We start from the raw sequence: 21,665 nt of genomic DNA on the forward strand, positions 1-21,665 counted from the left end.
TGCTTTCTGCTAACTAGTATATATCACCAAATATATACAACTTTTCTTTATAAAAAGAAGAATTATTTTTCAAATGTAATATTTTATTGAAAGTCTTTTTTACGGTTTTCCATAAACCCAGACAATTGCTATCCGATTGAAAAATAGAGAATTAGTCTTTTAGTCAATTCCTTGAAAACCTTAAATAATCAATCGAACACCGCCCAATTGTTCTATCTTATATGGGAAATGATCGCCGGGCGAACCAATAAACATAAAATTGACCGGAATGTTCCATTTTTCAGATAGTTCATTGATCAGACCCGGACCGAATTCTGCTTGTAGCTGAATGAAATCGATCTTAATATTGGGATATTCCCTGTCTAGTACATCCAGATCGGCAAGGAATTGAGGGGAGGCTTTTTCACCTTCTTTAAAAGCGGCTACGATTTTGAGGTTCTTAGTATGTTCGTTATTCTGAATGTAGAGCATTACTTTATTTAACGTAGCCACATCGTCATCTTTGGTGAAATAAACAAACTCTTGCGAATTGATGGTGTCTATAACTTTCAGGATCCCGTCATTGGATCGGGTTAAAAACGACTGCACGGGCGACAGAAAATATTTAATGATCTTTAAAAGGAGTTTTAAAATAGAGGTCCGGTTCAGCATCACGGCAACAACTAATATTGTAGGTAAAAAATACTGAAGGAATACTCCCAGATAAGCAGGGTTCAAGATGGCATTTCCGGTTATGGCTATGATCACGGCTCCGATAGCAATTAACAGGGCGATCCAGGAAGATTTTTCCGGTCGCGGCAAATTTTGTCGCCTTACTTTGAGTAATATATTACCGATACCGAATAAGACCATTACGGATAGAAAAGCAATGGTATAAACACCTGCTAAGGCGCTTAGTTTTCCTCTTGTGATCAATAAAATGGAAACACATAATAAAAAGAAAACAATAGCAATGCGATACGAGCTTCCTCTTTTGTTTTTTTTGAGTAGGAAAGGAGGCAACACCCGATCCAGTGTCATTCGTTCTACTAAACCGGTTACGCCGACAAACGAAGTTAAAACGGCTCCGCTTAACACTAAAGCAGCATCAATAGATATCAGAACCGAAAGCCAGGATCCTCCGGAGATATTTCCCATATAGGATAATAAAGCTTCCTGATTGTTCTCAATATCTCCCATAGGAATCACGGCCAAAGCTAAAAAAGCCATCAGCGGGTTAAAGATGGTTACAACGACCCACATGTTTCGCAATGTTTTCGGAAAAACGCCGCGTTCTTGTTCTTCTACAAAATTAGCCGAACTTTCAAACCCGCTGATCCCTAACATGGCTGCCGAGAAACCGAAAAATAAGGCTGTGGTAATGTTTCCCCCTTTGGTGGGTAAAAGATTGTTTTCGGTAAAAACGGTAAAGCCGTTTTGAAAGAGATAAAATATCGTAAAAGAAGCCAGAATGACCAGTGAGGTTAAATGAAAGATAAAAATAAAGATGGCGACTTTAGAAGATTCTCCGATCCCGATTATGCTTAATCCCATAAAAATGCCAAGCAAAACGATTGTTGCAATAATTATAGGTAAATGGTCAAATACAATTGAAGCGTAGTGCATGGCTTCATTGGCTGAAATTACAGCAGTAGCCATATAAGATAGCAGGGTTAAGGTAGCTGCCAGAGAAGCTAATGATTTACTGGTGGTATTCAGTAGGGCGTTGTAAGCACCACCGTTTAAAGGAAGTGCGCCTACCACTTCTCCGTATACTTTACGGAATAAAAAGAGAACAACACCAACCATCAGTAAAGCGAGCCAGGCATATTGTCCGGAGTAAACAATGGCTAAAGCCGATACGTATAAACAAGAAGAACTGATATCATTTCCGCAAATAGCTGTCGAAGCAAGTTCGTTAAGCTTTTTAAGTTGTTTTTTTTCCATGCTGAAAGAATTGGAATCTGTTTTTTATAAGAGATATAAATGTAAGATTAATTTTTTTAGCATGAAAATTACGGAACAGAATAGCGATTCTTTATTTATAAGAACTCAGTTAATTTGCTTGAGCCTAATGAAGCTATATATATTCCAAGTCCGTATATGAAATGAGTAATTATACTTTTTAAGCGGGCAATGTTAGGCTCAGGAAGTTTAGAGCCGGCTATTCCGAAACCGAAAGAAGGCTGCATTAAAAAAAACGGAGCAATTGTCGTCAGTAGTCCGATAAATAGTGCGGGTTGTAGAGTAGGATTTTCAATCCATTCCGTACCATAAATTAAAACAAGTAGGAAGACAAAAGCAATTCCGATGAAGTAATGAGCAATCCACCCGATCAGGGATTCATTAGGAAAAGGAGTTGTATGAATTATTTTATCATGTTTAAATTTCCCTTTTGTCATGCTTCCGATCCACCTTCCTACTAATCTGTAATCTAAAGATTTTATATTAAAAATACTCAAAATGTAAGCCCAGATATCCATTGTTAAAGTTGCTCCGATCCCAATTGCTATAATTTTTAATACTGTAACCATATCTTTTTTGGTAAAGATATAAAAAATTTTTATTATTGCGACAAAGTTGCATTTATATGAAAAGAAGAAATACAGAATCGACTAATGAAATATACGCATTGCTTAAAGCATCTAAATCGGCATTAAGCCACGATATGATCCGGTCAAAACTAACTAGTAATGCGGACAGAGCTACAATTTATAGAATACTTAATCGTTTTTGTGAAGATAAGCTTGTTCATAAAGTCATGGGAGATGACGGAAAGCAATATTTTGCTTTTTGCACGAATTGTCAAGAGAAAAAGCATAAGCACAATCACTTTCATTTCAGATGTACCGTTTGTGGGAAAGTAGAGTGTTTAACGTCAGAAATAGAGATCTCTTTGCCTGAAAATTATGTTTTTCAAAATTTTAACGCATCAATTTCAGGAGTGTGCTCAGAGTGTATGAACCGTTGAGGTTTTAAGAAGTTAAATACGATTTCGCTATCGAGGTTATCAATTAAAATAGAAAATAAGATCAGTAGGTTGGCTTTGTGTATAATTCTTTGACCCGATCGAGTTCGGTTGCATCTGTTATCCGGAAAAAATAATCAAGTTGCCATTTCTGAGTTTTTTCGGCTTGTTTGTTGTTTGCCGTATCCCAAACCGGGTATACCCGAAATCCTCTTTTTCCGTCTTTTTTATCTGTACGTAGTATTCCCTGGTTTTTTAAAACCGATTTTGGAAAGACAAATTGTCCCAGCTTATTTTCTTTAAGAACATGAATAACAAAGAAATCAACAGGATCGTTTTCAGAGAATGGTTCTGTAATTCCGTTTTTATTCCGTTTCCAGAAAGTAACGAACTGCCCTATTTTTTTAGGGGTTATTTTAGCGGTTCTGCTGATGACCTTCAATCCGTCCAACTCAAATCGACAGGCATCATATTCCTGACCTTCCGGTTCTGTTTGTAGATCAGAAAGTAGTAGTCCGCATGTGTCATAAATTTCAGTTTTGACCTTATTCAGAATATCATTCATAGAAATATTGGCTAAAAATGTTAGGTTATACCAAAGCTAATGTAGGCAAAATTTAAAGGATTCGGGAGATTTTCGGAAAATTCTAAACCGAGTCATTATTGTAACCGATTTTTTTATTCGGTTATCCCTAAATACTCTTTCTGATTCTCTGTTAAGTTCCAGTTTTCCTGAATATCCAGATTAAGAAGCAGAACTTTTATTTTTAAATTTTCTTGGTTTGCGAGATTTGAGAACCAATTTAAAGAGGTTTCGCTTTCAGCACTCAAAAATTTCCCCCAAGTGATAAAAATATACATGTCGACATTTTCATCAGTTATGGTGCTACCATCTAAAATAGTTATTTCTTTCAGGAAGTTCTCTAATGTTTGACCGGGATCGGATTTCATTTTTGAAATTTTTTCTAACTTTTTTAATTCTGCTCCGCAATACATTCCTTTTCCCTTATTCTTGATTAATTCACCTTTAGAATTAAAGAAAAAGGCATCGGGAACTACCAGTCTTCCGGTTTTGCTAAATTCCGCAAAGGTTCCGATTCCTTTTAAAGTTGCTATTTGATCGTTTGAAAAGTCAACTTTTTTAGCTTTTAAATAGTGAATAATGGTGGAATCGTTCTCAATTTTAAAATTAATTTCAATCTTCTTTTGAGCAAAAGAAGTAATGGAAACTAACATTAGAAACATTATTTGAATAATTTTCATGGGAGCTGTATTTTAAATTTTGGATGGCGAGAACAAGCAATTACTTATAGCCATTGTTACCTGCTGGCTTTTTTATATTTTCATTTCTTCTAATAGGTCAATCCTGTTAACGTAATACGACAAGTCTAAATCGCCTTCTCTATGTCCACGATTAATGCTTTCTAAAATGTTCATTACATCTTTTTCAGCGTTCTTTTTTATCACTGAACCAATTAATGATTTATTTTCTCCTGTTTCTTTTACCCTTTCAAACAACTGTCTACGATAATATCTGTCTTGTGAAAAATTGTTATAAACATTTACCAATGAAATTTCTAACCACATAAGTTGTCTGTCGGTTTGTTCATTAATATCGATTTTAATTATTGATAAAAACTTTTCTTGTACTTCTTCAATAGATAGTTGTTTACTTTTCAACTCATTATAGAACTTGTTATGCTTAACCTTTATAAATGTGAGTAATAGAAAAATATGAGGTGTTACATACATATTTGAAGTGAAACTTCTTAGTGCTAATCTTGAATGGGCAAAAATCTTTTCTTGTTGTCTTAATGGTATATTTGCATTCGTAAACAACAGCTTACACGTTTCTAAAAAGTTGGATTTGTCTGATTTTAGCTCGTAGTGTTTCAGTCTTTCTGTTGATTGAAAAAACTCGTCAAATCTAAAATAGTCATATAAATATTTATAAAAAACATCTACTTCGGGTTCTGGAATTGAATATTCTATATCGATGAATCTTCTTAAATATTCATCAGCGTCAATGGCATCACTACCATATACACCTTTAATTGCATTACCAAGTTGTTCCTTATCGATTGATAATATGTAAACTATATTAGGAACAGAGAAGAAGTGTTTAATTTGTTCTAATATTGAAACAGCGTAATTTGGACGACATCTGTCAAGTTCGTCGATTATAAAAATTAAAGGTTTCCCTTCATTTGTATTAGCGATAAATTCCGATAAGCTTTGTCGAAAATCAGAAATACTTTTTTTCTTTTTTTCATACTCGTGAACTTCATTTTCAAAAACGTCAGACAATCCTTCTGTTACACCAACGATAGCCTCTTTTACACCTTCTGTATCAATATATCTATCAGCTATCGCTTTAGCAATAATTGGTGCTATATGTTTGGTTAATGTTGATGCTTTTTTTAAAGTCTTTTTAAATGCTGGCTCGGTTTCTTTATTTGTTAGAGTTTTTAATTCTCCCATTAATGCTGTAAGAGGATTATTCTCGAAGTCATTTTCCCAAGCATTGAAATAAAGTGTTTGGAAACCATTATTTTTTAAATCCTGTTCCCACATTTTAACAAACGTGGTTTTTCCTGTTCCCCATTTATTGTTTAGTGCAAGAACAAAACCATAAGGATAAGATTTGATAATGTTTGTTAGGACACTCGAATATTTTTGTCTACCTAACTTACAGTTCGTAAATGGGTTCTCAGGCACAATTTCAATTTCGTAGTGTTTTATGTCCATTCAATTTCGTTTTTTTTCAGCTTGCAGGTAACTCTCATATATACGAAAGTCTATTAAGAGTTTTTGTTGTTTAATTATTTGTTAATTAGTGTTTTATGAAATTATATTTAAAAATACGCATTTTTAATTTTATCAAATCTAATAAATATTTACTTACAATCGATAAAGGGCAGATTATTTTTCGGATACTGCTGCATTTTTAAAACTATTTAAAAAATAATTTTATCTATTAAGTGAAAAGAGGTTATAAAATATTTTGACACAAAAAAAGAAACAAGTAACAAATAAAAATCCCCAAAACCTTTATTTATAAGGGATTGGGGATTAAATTGTGACCTCGACAGGATTCAAACCTGTAACCTTCTGAGCCGTAATCAGATGCGCTATTCAGTTGCGCCACGAGGCCATTGTTTTGTGGGTGCAAATATAGCCATAATTGTGTAACCTGCAAATCAAAAAAAGAAAAAAATAATAAAAAATACAGCTGTAAAAACTACACAGTTGATATTCAGTGTTTTTAAAAGAAATAAAAAAATCCCTTGGACGAATGTACCAAGGGATTTTTTTGCTCAGAAAGTTTAGATGGAATAAGTTCCGTTAGTAGATATTCAGGTATTTAATACATTTTTTCCAGTTTCTTTTGATAAGCCCCTATTTTTTCCTCATAAGCTTTCATCTTTTCTTCATAGACTTTCATAGCCTCTTCGTATTTTTTCATGGCAGGTTCTCTTTTCAGCATTTCTTTTTCAAATTTCTCCATCTTCTTTTCAAATTCTTTTATCTGAGGCTCCATGTTCTCCATTTTTTTCTCAAAAGCTTTTATTTGCTTTTCGTAATCTTTCATGGCTTTTTCATCACTAAGATCGGAAGGTAAAGCTGGCGGGTTTGGAAAGGAAGGTGCTTTGGGCGCCGGAGGTAAGTTGTCAAAATTGAATGTCGGTGGTGCCGGCGGTTCCGGTAGATCAGCCATCATATCATTCATAATGATAAATTCTGTTTCTTCTTCGTCATTCGTATTAGTATAAACATGAACGGTTTTAGCTTGTTTTGTTTTTAGCGTTTTAAATTCGTTAGGAGAAATTTGTTTGCCATTTACGATATAGATCGCTTCTTCATCGGAATCGTCATCGTATTTAAAAGTAGCATTACCATTCATGATAATTACTCCGTTTTTTCCTTTTTTTCCGAATTTTTCAATAGCATCTTCTTCAGACAATTGCAGAACTGAACCTTCTTCCAGTTCTATCTTTTGATTCTTTAGCTCATCTTTTGTGTATTCTTTACCGTTGATGATATATAGTTCTGATTGATCGGAATTGCTTGATTTTCGGATCTCTACTGTTTTGATATTGATAAGGCTGTCACCGATTTTGACTGATTTCGGCCCCATTGTTTCGATCTTTTTGAAAACTGTTCGAAGCTGCTTTCCTCCGAAACCCATATTCGTTTTTCCGCTCATATCAACCTCTTTAAAGAAACGGATCGGTTGTATCGGCTGATCACCATTGGCTGACATTCTTCCGGTGGAACCGTCTTTGTCTTTGAACTTAATATCTAAGGCAATAATTTCATTGTCTGTGTTTCTTTTTAGTTTTGAAACCTTGAAAGTAACATCGTGCTCTTTTTTAAGAATAGCTGTTTCTTTTTTGATTTCTTCATCGGTAGTGTTTTTAGTAATGATGAATTCGGTTGTTTCATCATTAGGAGTGATGAAGACCCGCTCTTTAACCTGAGCTAATGTTTTGATCTGGAATGCCAAAAAGAATAAGGTCAATAAAGGAAGTACTACAGTGTATTTCCACATCTTTTTCTTGCTTGATGGATTGGTGTTTAACATAACGATTCGTTTTTTGATTAATGATTGATAAAATTGATTGGTGATTGATAATTGATTGTGATTGATAATAGTCTTTACTAATGTTTTTTGATATTGATAAGAATTATTACTCAAACGTGCCGTTTCTGAATCCGCAATATATTCTAAGTTTTGGAGAATAGCTTTGCGGTATAACCAGGATACGGGGTTGATCCAAAGGATAAAACAAAGTATTTTTCCCAGTAGTACATCAAAAGAATGACGCTGTTCAATATGTACCCTTTCGTGTAAAAAGATCAGATTAAGCTCTTCTGTTGTAAATTTTTCTTTGTTGTATACTAAAATATTAAAAAATGAGAAGGGATTTTGACCCTGCGAGGTTTCTACAACCCAGATGTTATTTTCTTTCCGACGATTGCCTTGACGAAAAATTCTGATGAGTGAAAAGATCTCAAGTAGTAGCGTAGTAGCCAGTAATAGAGCAATGATACTGTAAACAGAAGTAGCAATAAAATTCCAGTCGATAGGTATTTCTGTAACATCCACTGAGGGAATGCTAGCGGTAGAATTAGCGCTTACAAAAGGAAAATAATTTTGAACCTGAGGTTCCGGGTCGACCCAGATGATCTTGGTATAACTGAATAAAGGCAAGAGAAAAGAAATGAAAACTCCGGCAATAAGGAACCAGCGGTTAGTTTGAAAAAAGGTTTCCTTTTTCAAGAAAAACTGGTACACACCATAGTGGAGTAGTAATAAACCATTTACCTTAAGAAAGTAGAGCCATAAAACATCCATACTATTTCTTTTTTTCGATTAGATCTAAAATTTCCCGAAGTTCGTCAGCAGTGATTTTTTCTTCTTCAGCAAAAAAGGAAACTAAATTTTTATACGAGTTGTTAAAATAGTGAGAAATAGCCGTATTCATAAAAGCTTTGCGATACTCTTCTTTGCTTACGATAGGGAAGTACTGGTGCGTATTGCCGTAGGCAGTATGAGAAACATAGCCCTTTTCTTCTAAATTTCTGATTATTGTTGACAGCGTATTGTAATGTGGTTTCTCTTCTACGATCTCAGCCAATACATCTTTTACAAAAGCTTTTTTAAGCTTCCATAAAATGTGCATGATCTCTTCTTCTTTATTGGTTAATTTTTGCATAGCAATAGTTGTTTCGACATTGATGAGTCAAACTTACAACTATTTTTTTAGTTACACAACTATAAAAATAGTTATTTAACTAAATTTTACGTTTTTCAGTATCTTCTAAAGCTCTTGCCGTAACATAATAGCGCCATGCAATAATGGCTTTCTGCCATTTTTTACCTTTAATAGGATCAAGTCTTTGTTTGGTGAAACTAGGTAGGATAAGCTTGTTAAACTTAGCCAGTACAATAAAGAAAACGTTTTTAAATGTTTTGTCTTCATAGCGAACCAGAATAAAAACTAAAATCCCTAAGAGTGTACCGATCAGCCCTAAAATTCCCATGATGATCCAATTGGTCTGGTAACCACCGAAAAATTCAATGATGGTAAAACCTGTTTTGGCAGAAAGAATATGGGCTAAGCTGTAGCTCATAGTAAAAATAGCCATATACCTGCCTTCATGTCCTTTCGGAGCCCTGCTCATGGCAAAGGAGTTGGAAAAAGGAAAAGCAAACATCTCTCCGAATGTCATGCTGAACATCATGATCCACAAAATTGATTCCCATTTATTAAAGAGTAGCATGAACATACAGAGCGACATGATAAATGTACCGGCTGTTACTACTTTTACTTTATTAAAATGATGGCGCTCAATATAGCTGACCAATGGCATTTCCATAAAGAAGATCATTAAACCGTTAAATGATAAGAGCAGTCCGGTTTTATACTCGCTCATATTAAACTGTTCCTTATGGTAGAGTGGAAGAGTGGTAAACAACTGAAAGAAAATGATCCCGCTGATGAGACAAGTTGCTAAAAAGATCCAGAAGGGAATATCTTTAAAAACGGAAGCTGTTAAGATTTCTCCCGGATGTTTAACATCTTGATATTTAGATTTTTCTTTTTCTTTTACAGTAGCCCAAAAGATCACAATGGCAAGGATACAGGTTGTTCCGTCAACCCAGAATAATCCTTTATACCCCATATTCATAATAATTAATCCGCCTAAAGCAGGTCCGGCAGTAAATCCTAAATTAATCGCTAAGCGAACTAAGGTCAGCGCTCGTGTTCTGTTTTCGGGTTTGGCATACGCAGCCAATGAAACGAACATAGCGGGACGAAACATATCTGCGATAACCATAATTAAGAATATAGCAACGATAAAAGCTTCAAAAGTATGTATGTGTTGCAAACCAAAGAACATTAAACCACTGGTTAGTAAACTAAAGATCATAACACGATAGAATCCGATGGAATCGGAAAGTTTACCGCCTAACCAGGATCCGAGCATAGAACCGCAACCAAAACTGACCATGATCCATCCCACTTGACCGTACGAAAAGTTCAGGTCTTCTTTCAGATATTTTGAAAGGAACGGCAAAACCATGGTTCCAGCCCTGTTGATAAAGGTTATAAGAGTTAAAATCCAGATCTCTCTTGAAAAACCTTTGAAATTATTGAAGTACTGAAGAAAGGCTTTTTGTAGCATTGGTTTAGTTTAAGTTGCAAAGTTAAAAAAGCTTTAGTGATAGTTTTGTTAATACTGCATTAATTATGAAGTCACGAAAATCATTTTGGGGATTGTAAAATAAAAAACCGTAATCACTTTACAGTTCATACGGTTCTTAGGTTAAGGGTTGGTTATATAAATCTTAAAATCAGAATTCAGCTTTTGAAGCTTTTCTAATTGATATATATCTTTGAATTTTAGTTGCTCAGCATTACAGGCATTACAAGCATAGTAACGGTTTCTCCTTCATCTAAACCGTCAACCGGTGTTAGGATACCTGCACGGTTAGGCATAGACATTTCTAACTGAATTTCATCGCTGGATAAGTTGTTTAGCATTTCAGTTAAGAAACGGGAATTGAAACCGATTTGCATATCGTCTCCTTGGTAGTCACAAGTCAAACGCTCGTCAGCTTTGTTAGAGTAATCAATGTCTTCGGCTGAAATATTTAATTCAGTTCCGGCGATTTTCAAACGAATCTGATGCGTTGTTTTATTGGCAAAAATAGCCACACGGCGAACAGAATTGAGGAACTGAACACGATTGATCAATAATTTATTAGGATTCTCTTTCGGGATTACCGCTTCATAATTCGGATACTTACCGTCAATTAAACGACAAGTTAAGATATAGTTATCAAAAGAGAAAGTTGCATTAGCATCGTTATATTCGATAGTTACTTCAGCATCAGAAGCCGCTAAAATTCCTTTTAAGATATTCAAAGGTTTTTTAGGCATGATAAAATCGGCTACCTGAGAGGCTTTTACATCAGCGCGGGCATATTTTACTAATTTGTGCGCATCTGTAGCGACAAAAATTAATCCTTCCGGAGAGAACTGAAAGAAAACACCACTCATAACCGGACGTAGATCGTCATTTCCTGCTGCAAAAATGGTTTTGCTAACAGCAGTAGATAAAACCTCTGCCGGAACAATTGTGGATGAAGGATCTTCCAGAACAACAGCTTTAGGGAATTCGTCTCCCGGTGCATAAGCAATAGCATACTTACCAGAATTTGAACTGATCTCTACCGTATTATTGTCTTCAACCGTAAAAGTTAAAGGCTGCTCCGGAAATGTTTTTAAAATATCCAGCAATAACTTCGCCGGAACTGCCACACTTCCTTGGCTGTTAGAATCAATTTCCAAAGTTGCAGACATCGTGGTTTCCAGATCAGAAGCTGAAACGGTTAATTGGGTATTGTCTAATTCAAAAAGGAAATTATCTAAAATAGGCAGGGTATTACTACTATTAATAACACTACCTAAAACTTGTAGTTGTTTTAACAAATACGAACTTGAAACAATAAACTTCATCATCTTTTTATTAAAAATCCAATATCGGGTTTTATTTTCACAAATATATTTTAATTATCAGCAATACGCAACAATATTTTATCAACAACTAACGGCTGTACATTCTTTTTCGTAAGTAAGTAAATACAAAACCGAAAATTATCTGGATACCGATTGGTAATCCGACAGTTACCATTTGTGCCCAAGTGTAATTCTGATAGACACGTTCTTTGTCCAGCAACGGCAGGTCGACATCTTTGCTGCGAATGTTAATAAGTCCCGTGTCGTCTAAAAGGTAGTTGATACAGTTCATTAAAAACTCTTTGTTGCCATAAAGGTTATTCGTCCATTTATCGAAGCCTAATTCAAGCGGAACACCGTTTTCCAGTTGGTTTTTGATGACATCGCCATCAGAGATCACAATCATTTTATTATCAGAACCGGTTTCTTTAAAGTCCTTCTCTTTAAACGGAAGCACTCTATTCTTGTACATGGAAGTAAAATTACCTTCTAAAAGTACAGCTACAGGCATTAAACCTTTTCCGGTATAATCTTCAGGACGGGTTTCTTCGGTAACCATATCCAGTGAAAAAGTTGCAGGTAAACCAATAGGTCTTGAATATTCTGAACTGGTCAGGAGAACAGTTTTGTGGATGTCATTCTTCAGCAGTTCAATCGGTGTGGCAAATTCAAATTTGATGCCTTCCATATTTTTAACTAAAGGATGGCTTGAAATAGGGTAAACATAAGGAGAATAGCGCCAGATGAATTGCTGGTATTGTGTTTGACTACCTTGCTGCCCTGTTGCTAATTTAATAGGGATCCCTTGTTCGTCTTTGATAATCAAAGGATTCATACGAATTCCATACGCAAAGAACATATCCGTTAAATTTAACTGTCTTGGAAATGCAACGGTTTGTCCTGTTTCGTTAGATAGGTCTTCAAAATTGATGGCAACATCATCAATCAACCAAAGTGTTTTACCGCCATTTACAATGTATTGATCCAGTACTTGTTTTTCTTCTTCTGAAAAACCTTCGGTTGGTTTAGCAATGATCGCCAGATCGTATTTCTTTAAAGCATCGAGTGTTTCAACAGGTTGTTGCTTGCTGACAGAGTCAAGTGTAAACGGACCGATGTAATAACTTTCACGAACCGTTTGTAAAAAATCGGCAATATAACGATCGTCTAATTCGCCGTTGCCCTTTACGATGGCTATTTTCTTTTGTTTTTCTTTGGTTATTTTGTTCAACGCTTCAGCAAAAGCAAATTCCAGATGTTGGACAGAACTGATTACTTTTTGTTCTGTGGAAGCGCCCATTAAATTTTTAAGCAGTGCTATTTTAGAGCCTTTGTCACCATAATTGGCCGTTGCCCAAGGGAAAACGACTTCCTGACTTTGTTTGCCCTTATTGTCAACCGTTATGCTCAGAGGTTGCATACCTCTTTCATAGAATTGTTTCATAATGGCAACACGCTCTTCTTCTTTTTCAACAGGATTGACAAACTGAAAAATAATATTGGAATTGTAAGCAGAGAACTCTTCTAATAATTGTCGGGTCTCATCCTGTAAACGTCGGAATTCCGGCGGAAAATTTCCTTCCAGAAAAACATCAATATATAAAGGACTGTCGACAGTTTTAATAATGTTTAATGTAGTCGGGGATAAGGTATATCGCTTGTCCTGTGTTAAGTCAAAACGTTTGAAAAAATAATGTCCGCCGAAGTTTGCAACAACTAAAACAAGCAGTAGTAATAATAACTGTTTGAAAGCTTTTATATTCTTCTTCATTATCCTCTTGTTGTTTTAAGTTTATAAACAGTAAAAGCTAAAAATGCAGTAGTAATACTTCCGAAATACAGAATATCTCTGGTATCAATCACACCGCGACCCATGCTTTTAAAGTGGTAGTCCATTCCTAATTGAGCAATGAGAGAATTACTTTGTTTTAATAAAGTGGCAATGCCGTCAAAACCAAAGTAGAAGAAAAAACAAATGAAAACAGACAGGATAAAAGCTACTATTTGATTATCGGACAAGGTTGACGTAAAAATACCGATTGAAGTATAGGCCGCTACCAGAAATAATAAACCGAAGTAAGATCCGGTAGTACTTCCCATATCGATATTACCTTGCGGACTACCGAAATAGGAGATAACCCAAACATAGATCAAGGTAGGCAATAGTGCCAGAACACATAGCAGGAAAGCACCCATGAATTTACCGTTAACAATTTCCCATATGGATAAAGGTTTGGTAAACAATAATTCTAATGTTCCCTGTTTTTTCTCATCGGAAAAACTCCTCATGGTAATAGCGGGGATCAAAAAGATAAATATCCATGGAGACAATCTAAAAAACGGAGTCATATCGGCAAATCCGGAATTCAGAATATTGTAATCACCGTCAAATACCCAAAGGAATAGTCCGTTGAGTAAAAGAAAAATAGCAATCACTAAGTAACCGATAGGTGAACCAAAAAAAGATTTGATCTCTCGTAACAGCAATGCTTTCATTGTATGAATTTAAAATTTCGGTTTAAAATTATGCTATTTTTTAGCATTAGCAAAAAATCTGGACAAAATAGCTTTTACGATAAACTGACTAATTTGTCGACACTCCAAGCTTCCGGTTTGTCACTGAAAAGTGTTTTCGTAAAAGGCCAAACCTGACCAAAAAGTTCTGATTTCCTGTAATTGTTTAAATGTGTTTCCGATTCCCAATAACTATAAGTGAAAAAAGTTCTGGGATCATTTTTATCGCGGTATAATTCCAGTAAATGATTGCCTTCAAAACTTCTGATCTGATCTTTAAACTGATGAAAATTTTCAAGGAAAGCCTCAATTTTATCTTCTTGAAATCTCATTTTTACAATGCGTATAAACATAATAACGTATTTTTTATGAAAAAGTTATAGTAACTACATCTCTGAATTTTAAGCCTAAAAGAGAATGGGCAGAGCCTACGGTTTTTGGATTACTTTTATAAATAGCAATTTCCAGTAAGCCGTTTTCATTGAACAAGGCTAAACGTTCACCTTCAAAATCTTTTAAGGTAAATTTATCGGATGTATTAAAATCGGAATAGGATTTTTTAATAGTTGTAATTTTTTTGTTATGGAACGAAATTTCAAACGATCTGCCCCGTGCCATTTCCTGAAATAGTTTTTTGGAAATATTAGTGATACAATTCCCGAAATGGTCAATATAGATCACATTTCCCTTAATAACACTTTGTTCGTTTGTAATTTTAGGAACCAATTCGTTAACGGTTTTCAATGTTTCGATTTCTTTTCCGATAACGTTCAAATGACCGCCTCTTGCAATATGACAGGCAACAGTTGTGAAAACGTCCATATCAGTTGCGTTCTCCTGTAAGCGATTGTGGATATTTATAGCAACGATCTTTTGCGGAATCTTGCGTTGTGTCAAGGTACTAAGGATTCCGTTGTCTGCACAAATGAAATAATGATCGTCCCATTGCATGGCAATATGCTGAATAGTATCATTGCGCTCACTGTCTACACCTATAATATGGATTGTTCCTTTCGGAAAGCTGCTGTATGCGGCGGCGATGCAATAACCGGCTTCAGTTGTATTGAACAAATCTATGTCATGCGAAATATCAACGATAACTGCTTCTTCATAGCCGGATATTATTTTGCCTTTGGTTGCCCCAACAAAATGATCTTTTAAACCAAAATCAGTAGTTAGCGTAATTATTGACATAAATTTGTTTATAACTTATTAGAAAATGAATCTTAGTTTTTCTTAAATTTGAATACAAAGCTAATATAATTTTAAGACACGAAAAACAATTTAAACTACAAAGCCTTTGAACGAAAGAATAATTGAATTAACTGATATCACTGCCAAAGATTTTTGGGGTCCTCAAGATATTAATTTAGAAGCTATTAAGAAATTTTATCCGAAACTTAAAATTGTAGCGAGAGGAGCCACTTTAAAAGTATATGGTGAAGAAGAGATTCTGGATGAATTTGAAACTAAATTTCGCAGATTAATGCTTCACTTTACTCGTTACAACAGTATCGACGAGAATGTGATCTTACGTGTTTTGGAAACGGACAACCATGAACCGCAGCAGATGCACGACCGAGATAAGATTCTGGTACATGGCGTAGGGGGGAAATTAATCAAGGCAATGACGCCAAATCAACAAAAACTGGTTGACTTGGTTATGAAAAATGATATGGTGTTTGCCATTGGTCCTGCCGGAACCGGAAAAACCTATACCGGAGTAGCAATGGCGGTAAAAGCATTAAAGGAGAAACAGGTAAAACGCATTATATTAACGAGACCGGCTGTAGAGGCAGGAGAAAATCTGGGATTCCTTCCCGGAGACATGAAAGAGAAGCTTGATCCTTACATGCAACCACTATATGATGCTTTGCGTGATATGATTCCGCCGGAAAAACTGGAAGATTACATATTAAAAGGAATTATACAAATTGCACCACTTGCATTTATGCGGGGAAGAACTTTGGATAACGCTTTTGTGATCTTAGATGAAGCACAAAATACGACTCATAGCCAGATGAAAATGTTTTTGACACGGATGGGACGCAATGCTAAGTTTATCATTACCGGCGATCCGGGGCAGGTCGATTTACCAAGAAGGACAATATCGGGATTAAAAGAAGCTATTCTGGTATTGAAAGATGTGGAAGGTATTGGCATGTTGTATTTAGACGATAAAGATATTGTGAGACATAAATTGGTCAAAAAAATAATTGATGCCTATAAGAGCATTGAAAATCATGATTAAATTGTCGTAAAATAGTTATAAAAAGCCGATTGCATTTGTAATCGGCTTTTTATTTATTAAAAAAGTTTATTTTTTTAATAACTTATTAACACGAAAACGTTTTAGTTGAGATATATTTATTTTTAAGTGTATTTTTTTATTGATTTTGTATTAATTTAGGTTTTAAATCACTAAAAACTAAATATATGAAACTAAAAAAACACGTAGGAATTTTAGCGTCATGTGTGTTGTTCTCATTTTTATCTTGTGATAAAGAGGAAGAACAATCAGACGTTCCTACTTCTTCAAAAGAATTTAAAGCAATTCAGGTAACAAAACATGATGGAAAACCTTTTAGTACTGGTAATACCGGTGAAACCGGAAAGTTTGTAAATGGTCCCGGAGGAGGGGTTTTGATGCAGGCTTTTTATTGGGATCCTACAGGCGGTGGAGTCTGGTGGGATACGGTGAAAGGAAAAGTAACGGCCTGGTCTGATGCCGGAATAAATGCCATTTGGTTACCACCTGCTTCAAAAGGACAGGGGGGAGGATATTCTATGGGATACGATCCGACAGATTATTTTGACCTAGGAGACTATAACCAAAATGGAACAGTAGAAACCAGATTCGGTTCGAAAGCAGAATTAGTGTCACTTATTAATAAAGCACATACTGAGGACATGCAGGTTTATGCAGATATTGTAATCAACCATAATAGTGGCGGTCAACTTGAGACGAATCCTTACACAGGTACAGATACCTGGACTGATTTTTCGGGAGTGGCATCCGGTAAATTTTTGAGAAGTTATCATGATTTCTATAAAAACAGTTACGGAAATAATGATGAAGGTTCATTTGGCGGCTATCCGGATCTTTGCCATGCTAATCCTTATGTGCAAGACTGGCTTTGGAACCGTTCAGATGCTGTTGCAAAATATTACAAGAATACAATAGGGTTTGACGGTTGGCGTTTTGATTATGTAAAAGGCTTCGGACCATGGGTGGTTCACGATTGGAATGCAAGTGTAGGCGGTTTTTCTGTGGGAGAATATTGGGATTCAAATGTAAATACTTTAGAATGGTGGGCTAATAATGCAAATAGTTCTGTTTTTGATTTTGCTTGTTATTATAAAATGAATGATGCTTTTGACGGAAATAATCTGAATGTTTTGAATGACGACATGATGTGGAAAAGAAACCCGTATAAAGCAGTGACGTTTGTTACTAATCATGATACAGACGAAATTTGGAATAAATACTTAGCGTATGCTTATATTTTGACGCACGAAGGATATCCGACTATTTTTTACAGAGATTATGAGGAGTGGTTAGATAAAAGTAAGTTGAACAATCTGATCTGGATACATAATAACAAAGCGACCGGAAATACAACGATCCTTTATACGGATACTGATGAATATATAGCACGTCGAAACGGTTATAACGGAAATCCGGGATTAATTGTGTATCTGAACAATTCTGATTCATGGCAGGAAAGATGGATACAAACAAACTGGAGCAATACTCAGATTAAAGATTTTACCGGTAATTCCGGTTGGTATCCAACAACCCAAAGTGATCAATGGGTTAAAATCGAGTGTCCGCCAAAAGGCTATTCAGTCTGGTCAATAAATATGTAAAAGGTGAAAAGTCATTTCTTAATTGAAATGACTTTTTTTATAACAAAAGCAAAATTGTTTTTTGGTAATATTGGTAAACAGATTACATTTGCATACACAATTCGTTTAACTACAAATAAACAACTGAGATAAGCTCAGATTACAAACAACCGAATGAACACAATTACTTCAACTAATTTCAATTTCCCGGGACAAAAATCCGTTTACAAAGGTAAAGTAAGGGAAGTTTATAATATCAATGACGAATTATTAGTCATGATAGCTACCGATAGGCTTTCAGCTTTTGACGTAGTGATGCCAAAGGGAATACCTTATAAAGGACAAATCCTGAATCAGATAGCCACACGTTTTATGGAGCTGACTAAAGACATCGTTCCGAATTGGCTTATAGCAACTCCTGATCCTAACGTTGCAGTAGGACATTTATGTACTCCTTTCAAAGTAGAAATGGTAATCAGAGGATATTTGTCCGGACATGCCGCTCGTGAATATGCTGCCGGAAAAAGAACTTTATGCGGAGTGGAATTACCGGAAGGAATGAAAGAAAATGATAAATTTCCGGAGCCGATAATTACACCGACGACAAAAGCCGATTTCGGTGTCCATGATGAAGATATCTCAAGAGAAGCTATTTTGGAAAACGGAATTGTTTCTCCGGAAGATTATAAGATTTTAGAAAAATATACTCGTGCCTTATTTCAAAGAGGAACAGAAATAGCGGCTTCAAGAGGGTTGATCTTAGTAGATACGAAATATGAATTCGGAAAAACTAAAGACGGACAAATTGTTTTAATAGATGAGATTCATACACCGGATTCTTCACGTTATTTTTATGCTGAAGGTTATCAGGAAAGACAAGACAAAGGCGAAGCGCAAAAACAATTGTCAAAAGAGTTTGTGCGTCAATGGTTGATCGCTAATGGTTTTCAGGGAAAAGAAGGACAACAGATTCCGGAAATGACAGAGGAATATATAGAATCTGTTTCCGATCGATACATTGAGCTCTATGAAAATATTACAGGAGAAAAGTTTGAAAAAGCTGATATTTCGGATCTTACAGACAGAATTGAAAAAAATGTTATAGCTTATTTGAAAAAGTAACTTTTAACTTAAGATAAAACGAAAACCACGCAATGCGTGGTTTTTTTATACTCTTGAACATTTTGTAATATTAAATAAAAGTTAAATAAAGTTTTTTGCACAAAAATACTGTAACAAATAAGAAAAGAGAGCGTCTACTTAGCATCAATCATTAATCATTTAAATTTTATATCATGAAAAAAACGATCGGTTATTTAGGTTTAGCTCTTGTAATGGCTACAACAGCAGTTAGCGCTTCTGATTTTAATGTTTCTCATACAGCGGTTTCTGAGATGTATGATTCAAAACCATTGTGTGCTGCAATCAGTAAAGGTGATTTAGAGGCAGTAAAAATTATGATAGAATACGGAGCAGATGTTAATGAAACTACAACCAGAGGAATGACTCCTTTAATGTACGCTGCAATGTATAACAATACAGGGATTATGAATTTGTTAATAGAAAAAGGAGCTGATTTGGAAAAAGAGGATTATAATGGGTTAACAGCTTTAGATCATGCGAAAAGAAGTAATTCAAATGAAGCTGCCCAATTACTTACTAAAGCGATGGAAAAGAAATAATTACTATTTGTTAAGGTAGAAAAAGGCACCTCACGGTGCCTTTTTTATTTATTTGAAATAGGAAAAACTATTGTCGTTTTCAATCTTAAGCAAAGTCTCGTAGATTAGCTTAACAACATTTTCAACATCTTCACGATGTACCATTTCTACAGTTGTGTGCATGTAGCGCAACGGTAGAGAAATAAGAGCAGAGGCTACTCCTCCGTTACTGTAAGCAAAAGCATCAGTATCAGTTCCGGTAACCCTTGAGGAAGCGTGGCGTTGAAAAGGGATTTTGTTATCTTCGGCAGTATCGACGATCATCTCACGTAAAATATTTTGTGTTGCAGGAGCATATGCAATAACCGGTCCGCGACCCATTTTCAGATCTCCTTCGATTTTTTTGTCGATCATAGGGGTTGTAGTGTCGTGGCAAACGTCAGTTACGATAGCAACATTAGGTTTGATTGTTTGTGTGATCATTTCAGCACCGCGTAAACCGATTTCTTCCTGAACGGAATTGACAACGTATAATCCGAAGGGAAGTTTCTTTTTGTTTTGGTGAATTAAACGGGCTACTTCAGCAATCATGAACCCCCCCATACGGTTATCAATAGCTCTGCATACAAATTTATTTCCGTTTAAAACTTCAAATCGATCAGGGTAGGTTATCACACAACCTACATGTATACCTAATTCTTCCACTTCTTTTTTACTGTCGCATCCGCAATCAATAAAGATGTTGCTTACTTTGGCTGTTTCTTCTTTATCTCTGGTTCTTGTGTGTATGGCTGGCCAACCGAATACACCTCTTACAATTCCTTTTTTAGTATGAATGTTAACTCTTTTTGAAGGAGCGATCTGATGGTCACTACCTCCGTTTCGGATAACATAGATCAAACCGTCATCGGTAATATAATTAACATACCATGAAATTTCATCAGCATGCCCTTCAATGACTACTTTATAAGGAGCATCCGGATTTACAACACCTACAGCTGTTCCGTAAGTGTCCGTAATAAAAGTATCAACATAAGGTTTTAGGTAGTCCATCCATATTTTTTGACCGGAAGACTCATAGCCTGTCGGAGAAGCATTATTCAAGTATTGCTCTAAAAATTCCAGTGATTTTTCATTTAGTATTGAACTTGTACTCATAAAATTTAATTTTTTGCTAAATTATGAAATAGATTCGTACACTTATGATTATTTGCTTATTTTTGATTTGATTTTTTAAGGTATGAGAATAGCTGTTTTTCTTTTTATAATAGGAATTAATAACTTTTTATGGTCACAGGAAGCCGATACATTAAAAGTAACGGCACAGGATTCGGCTGTTCTATATTCAATAGAATTAAAAGAAGTGGTAGTTTCCAGAGAAGAAACCGCTTTAGAGGCTGAACGGAGAAAGCTACTTATATTAAAGAGGAGGGTGTATAAAACTTATCCTTATGCAAAAGCCACTGCTGAAAAACTTAAGCAGCTTAATGAAACAATGGCTAAGTTGAAAACTAAAAAAGAAAAAAAGAAATACTTTAAAATAGTAGAGAAGTACCTGCAGGAAGAGTTTGAACCTCGATTGAAGAAACTATCTCGTAAAGACGGACAGATTCTGGTTAAGTTAATTTACAGGCAAACCGGTGAGTCGACTTTTGATTTGATTAAAGATTATAAAAGCGGTTGGAAGGCTTTTTGGTCAAACAATACAGCTAAACTTTTTAATATTGATCTCAAAGAAGAATACCGGCCTTTTGACGAATTAGAAGATTTTCATATCGAAAGTATACTGGTTACAGCTTTTCGTCAAGGGCATTTAGTTAAGCAGGATCCTGCAATTCCTATAGATTTAAAAGAATTGGCTGCAACTTGGAGAGCCAAAATTGAAAAAGCGAGAGAAGAGCGTAAAGCAAAAGAACTCGGTAAACAATAGTTATTCTTTGAATAATTCGATTAAGCTCACATTTTAATTGGTTAGAGATATTTCTTATTTAGCACTTCATTTTTGTTATATATTTAGAAGGGTTAAAAAAAGTTTTTCTTGTAAGTTATTGTGTTTCAGGGTTAGTAAAAAAAACTTTCAAAAAAAGGCATAAAAAAGTTTGCGAGAATGGAAAAAGCTACTACTTTTGCACCCGCAAATCAGCCGAGATATGTTTTTAAATA

General features: G+C 35.2%; 20 protein-coding genes and 1 tRNA gene. 6 read left to right on the plus strand and 15 right to left on the minus strand.

Annotation, left to right across the window (positions count from 1 at the left end):
* Window positions 1-180: 180 nt before the first annotated feature.
* Window positions 181-1,926: an APC family permease gene (locus NHF50_RS13060; protein WP_252776880.1), complete on the minus strand. Its 1,746-nt coding sequence runs from the start codon at window positions 1,924-1,926 to the stop codon at window positions 181-183.
* A gap of 95 nt (window positions 1,927-2,021) precedes the next feature.
* Window positions 2,022-2,513, minus strand: coding sequence for a DUF2938 domain-containing protein (locus tag NHF50_RS13065; protein WP_109570073.1), 492 nt, complete (start codon window positions 2,511-2,513; stop codon window positions 2,022-2,024).
* Window positions 2,514-2,569: 56 nt separating this feature from the next.
* Here NHF50_RS13065 and NHF50_RS13070 point away from each other — a divergent pair, with 56 nt between their 5' ends.
* Window positions 2,570-2,950, plus strand: a complete 381-nt coding sequence (locus NHF50_RS13070) for a Fur family transcriptional regulator (protein ID WP_109570074.1) — start codon at window positions 2,570-2,572, stop codon at window positions 2,948-2,950.
* A gap of 61 nt (window positions 2,951-3,011) precedes the next feature.
* Here the strand turns inward: NHF50_RS13070 and NHF50_RS13075 are convergent, their stop codons facing one another.
* The 12 genes from NHF50_RS13075 to NHF50_RS13130 all read right to left on the minus strand — a co-directional run bounded on the left by NHF50_RS13075 (window position 3,012) and on the right by NHF50_RS13130 (window position 15,186).
* Complete coding sequence (locus NHF50_RS13075) at window positions 3,012-3,512, minus strand: MepB family protein (RefSeq protein WP_252776881.1); 501 nt, start codon at window positions 3,510-3,512, stop codon at window positions 3,012-3,014.
* 113 nt (window positions 3,513-3,625) lie between these two features.
* Entirely contained in the window at window positions 3,626-4,210 is a 585-nt protein-coding gene (locus tag NHF50_RS13080; RefSeq protein WP_252776882.1) for a hypothetical protein, read from the minus strand.
* Between the two features lie 72 nt (window positions 4,211-4,282).
* Window positions 4,283-5,695, minus strand: coding sequence for a P-loop NTPase fold protein (locus tag NHF50_RS13085; protein ID WP_252776883.1), 1,413 nt, complete (start codon window positions 5,693-5,695; stop codon window positions 4,283-4,285).
* 332 nt (window positions 5,696-6,027) lie between these two features.
* Window positions 6,028-6,101: transfer RNA gene (locus tag NHF50_RS13090), tRNA-Arg, on the minus strand.
* A 210-nt stretch (window positions 6,102-6,311) separates the two neighbouring features.
* Window positions 6,312-8,306, minus strand: coding sequence for a M56 family metallopeptidase (locus NHF50_RS13095; protein ID WP_252776884.1), 1,995 nt, complete (start codon window positions 8,304-8,306; stop codon window positions 6,312-6,314).
* 1 nt (window position 8,307) lies between these two features.
* Window positions 8,308-8,667, minus strand: a complete 360-nt coding sequence (locus NHF50_RS13100) for a BlaI/MecI/CopY family transcriptional regulator (RefSeq protein ID WP_109570088.1) — start codon at window positions 8,665-8,667, stop codon at window positions 8,308-8,310.
* Window positions 8,668-8,746: 79 nt separating this feature from the next.
* Window positions 8,747-10,141 carry an MFS transporter gene (locus NHF50_RS13105; RefSeq protein WP_252776885.1) on the minus strand — a complete coding sequence of 465 codons (1,395 nt, stop codon included), beginning with the start codon at window positions 10,139-10,141 and terminating at the stop codon, window positions 8,747-8,749.
* A 218-nt stretch (window positions 10,142-10,359) separates the two neighbouring features.
* Complete coding sequence (gene dnaN / locus NHF50_RS13110; protein ID WP_109570090.1) at window positions 10,360-11,478, minus strand: DNA polymerase III subunit beta; 1,119 nt, start codon at window positions 11,476-11,478, stop codon at window positions 10,360-10,362.
* Between the two features lie 88 nt (window positions 11,479-11,566).
* Complete coding sequence (gldG, locus tag NHF50_RS13115; RefSeq protein WP_252776886.1) at window positions 11,567-13,249, minus strand: gliding motility-associated ABC transporter substrate-binding protein GldG; 1,683 nt, start codon at window positions 13,247-13,249, stop codon at window positions 11,567-11,569.
* Window positions 13,249-13,974, minus strand: coding sequence for a gliding motility-associated ABC transporter permease subunit GldF (gene gldF, locus NHF50_RS13120; RefSeq protein ID WP_109570092.1), 726 nt, complete (start codon window positions 13,972-13,974; stop codon window positions 13,249-13,251). Before gldF ends, gldG begins: the two co-directional genes overlap by 1 nt.
* A gap of 74 nt (window positions 13,975-14,048) precedes the next feature.
* Window positions 14,049-14,345, minus strand: a complete 297-nt coding sequence (locus NHF50_RS13125; protein WP_109570093.1) for a putative quinol monooxygenase — start codon at window positions 14,343-14,345, stop codon at window positions 14,049-14,051.
* Window positions 14,346-14,358: 13 nt separating this feature from the next.
* On the minus strand, window positions 14,359-15,186 hold the full coding sequence (locus NHF50_RS13130) for an S-adenosyl-l-methionine hydroxide adenosyltransferase family protein (protein WP_252776887.1): 828 nt from the start codon (window positions 15,184-15,186) through the stop codon (window positions 14,359-14,361).
* A gap of 106 nt (window positions 15,187-15,292) precedes the next feature.
* Between NHF50_RS13130 and NHF50_RS13135 the strand changes: the two genes are divergently transcribed.
* The 4 genes from NHF50_RS13135 (at window position 15,293) to NHF50_RS13150 (ending at window position 19,523) form a co-directional block, all read left to right on the plus strand.
* On the plus strand, window positions 15,293-16,243 hold the full coding sequence (locus tag NHF50_RS13135; RefSeq protein WP_252776888.1) for a PhoH family protein: 951 nt from the start codon (window positions 15,293-15,295) through the stop codon (window positions 16,241-16,243).
* A 185-nt stretch (window positions 16,244-16,428) separates the two neighbouring features.
* Window positions 16,429-17,862 (plus strand): alpha-amylase, encoded by a 1,434-nt coding sequence (locus NHF50_RS13140; protein WP_252776889.1) that lies wholly within the window; start codon window positions 16,429-16,431, stop codon window positions 17,860-17,862.
* A 153-nt stretch (window positions 17,863-18,015) separates the two neighbouring features.
* Window positions 18,016-18,963, plus strand: coding sequence for a phosphoribosylaminoimidazolesuccinocarboxamide synthase (locus NHF50_RS13145; RefSeq protein ID WP_109570095.1), 948 nt, complete (start codon window positions 18,016-18,018; stop codon window positions 18,961-18,963).
* Window positions 18,964-19,136: 173 nt separating this feature from the next.
* Window positions 19,137-19,523 carry an ankyrin repeat domain-containing protein gene (locus tag NHF50_RS13150; RefSeq protein WP_252776890.1) on the plus strand — a complete coding sequence of 129 codons (387 nt, stop codon included), beginning with the start codon at window positions 19,137-19,139 and terminating at the stop codon, window positions 19,521-19,523.
* Between the two features lie 48 nt (window positions 19,524-19,571).
* Here the strand turns inward: NHF50_RS13150 and NHF50_RS13155 are convergent, their stop codons facing one another.
* Window positions 19,572-20,660, minus strand: a complete 1,089-nt coding sequence (locus NHF50_RS13155) for a M42 family metallopeptidase (RefSeq protein WP_109570097.1) — start codon at window positions 20,658-20,660, stop codon at window positions 19,572-19,574.
* 82 nt (window positions 20,661-20,742) lie between these two features.
* Here NHF50_RS13155 and NHF50_RS13160 point away from each other — a divergent pair, with 82 nt between their 5' ends.
* Complete coding sequence (locus tag NHF50_RS13160; RefSeq protein ID WP_109570098.1) at window positions 20,743-21,432, plus strand: DUF4294 domain-containing protein; 690 nt, start codon at window positions 20,743-20,745, stop codon at window positions 21,430-21,432.
* Window positions 21,433-21,665 lie beyond the last annotated feature (233 nt).

The organism is Flavobacterium sp. NRK F10 (assembly GCF_024054235.1).
GTDB lineage: Bacteria > Bacteroidota > Bacteroidia > Flavobacteriales > Flavobacteriaceae > Flavobacterium > Flavobacterium sediminis.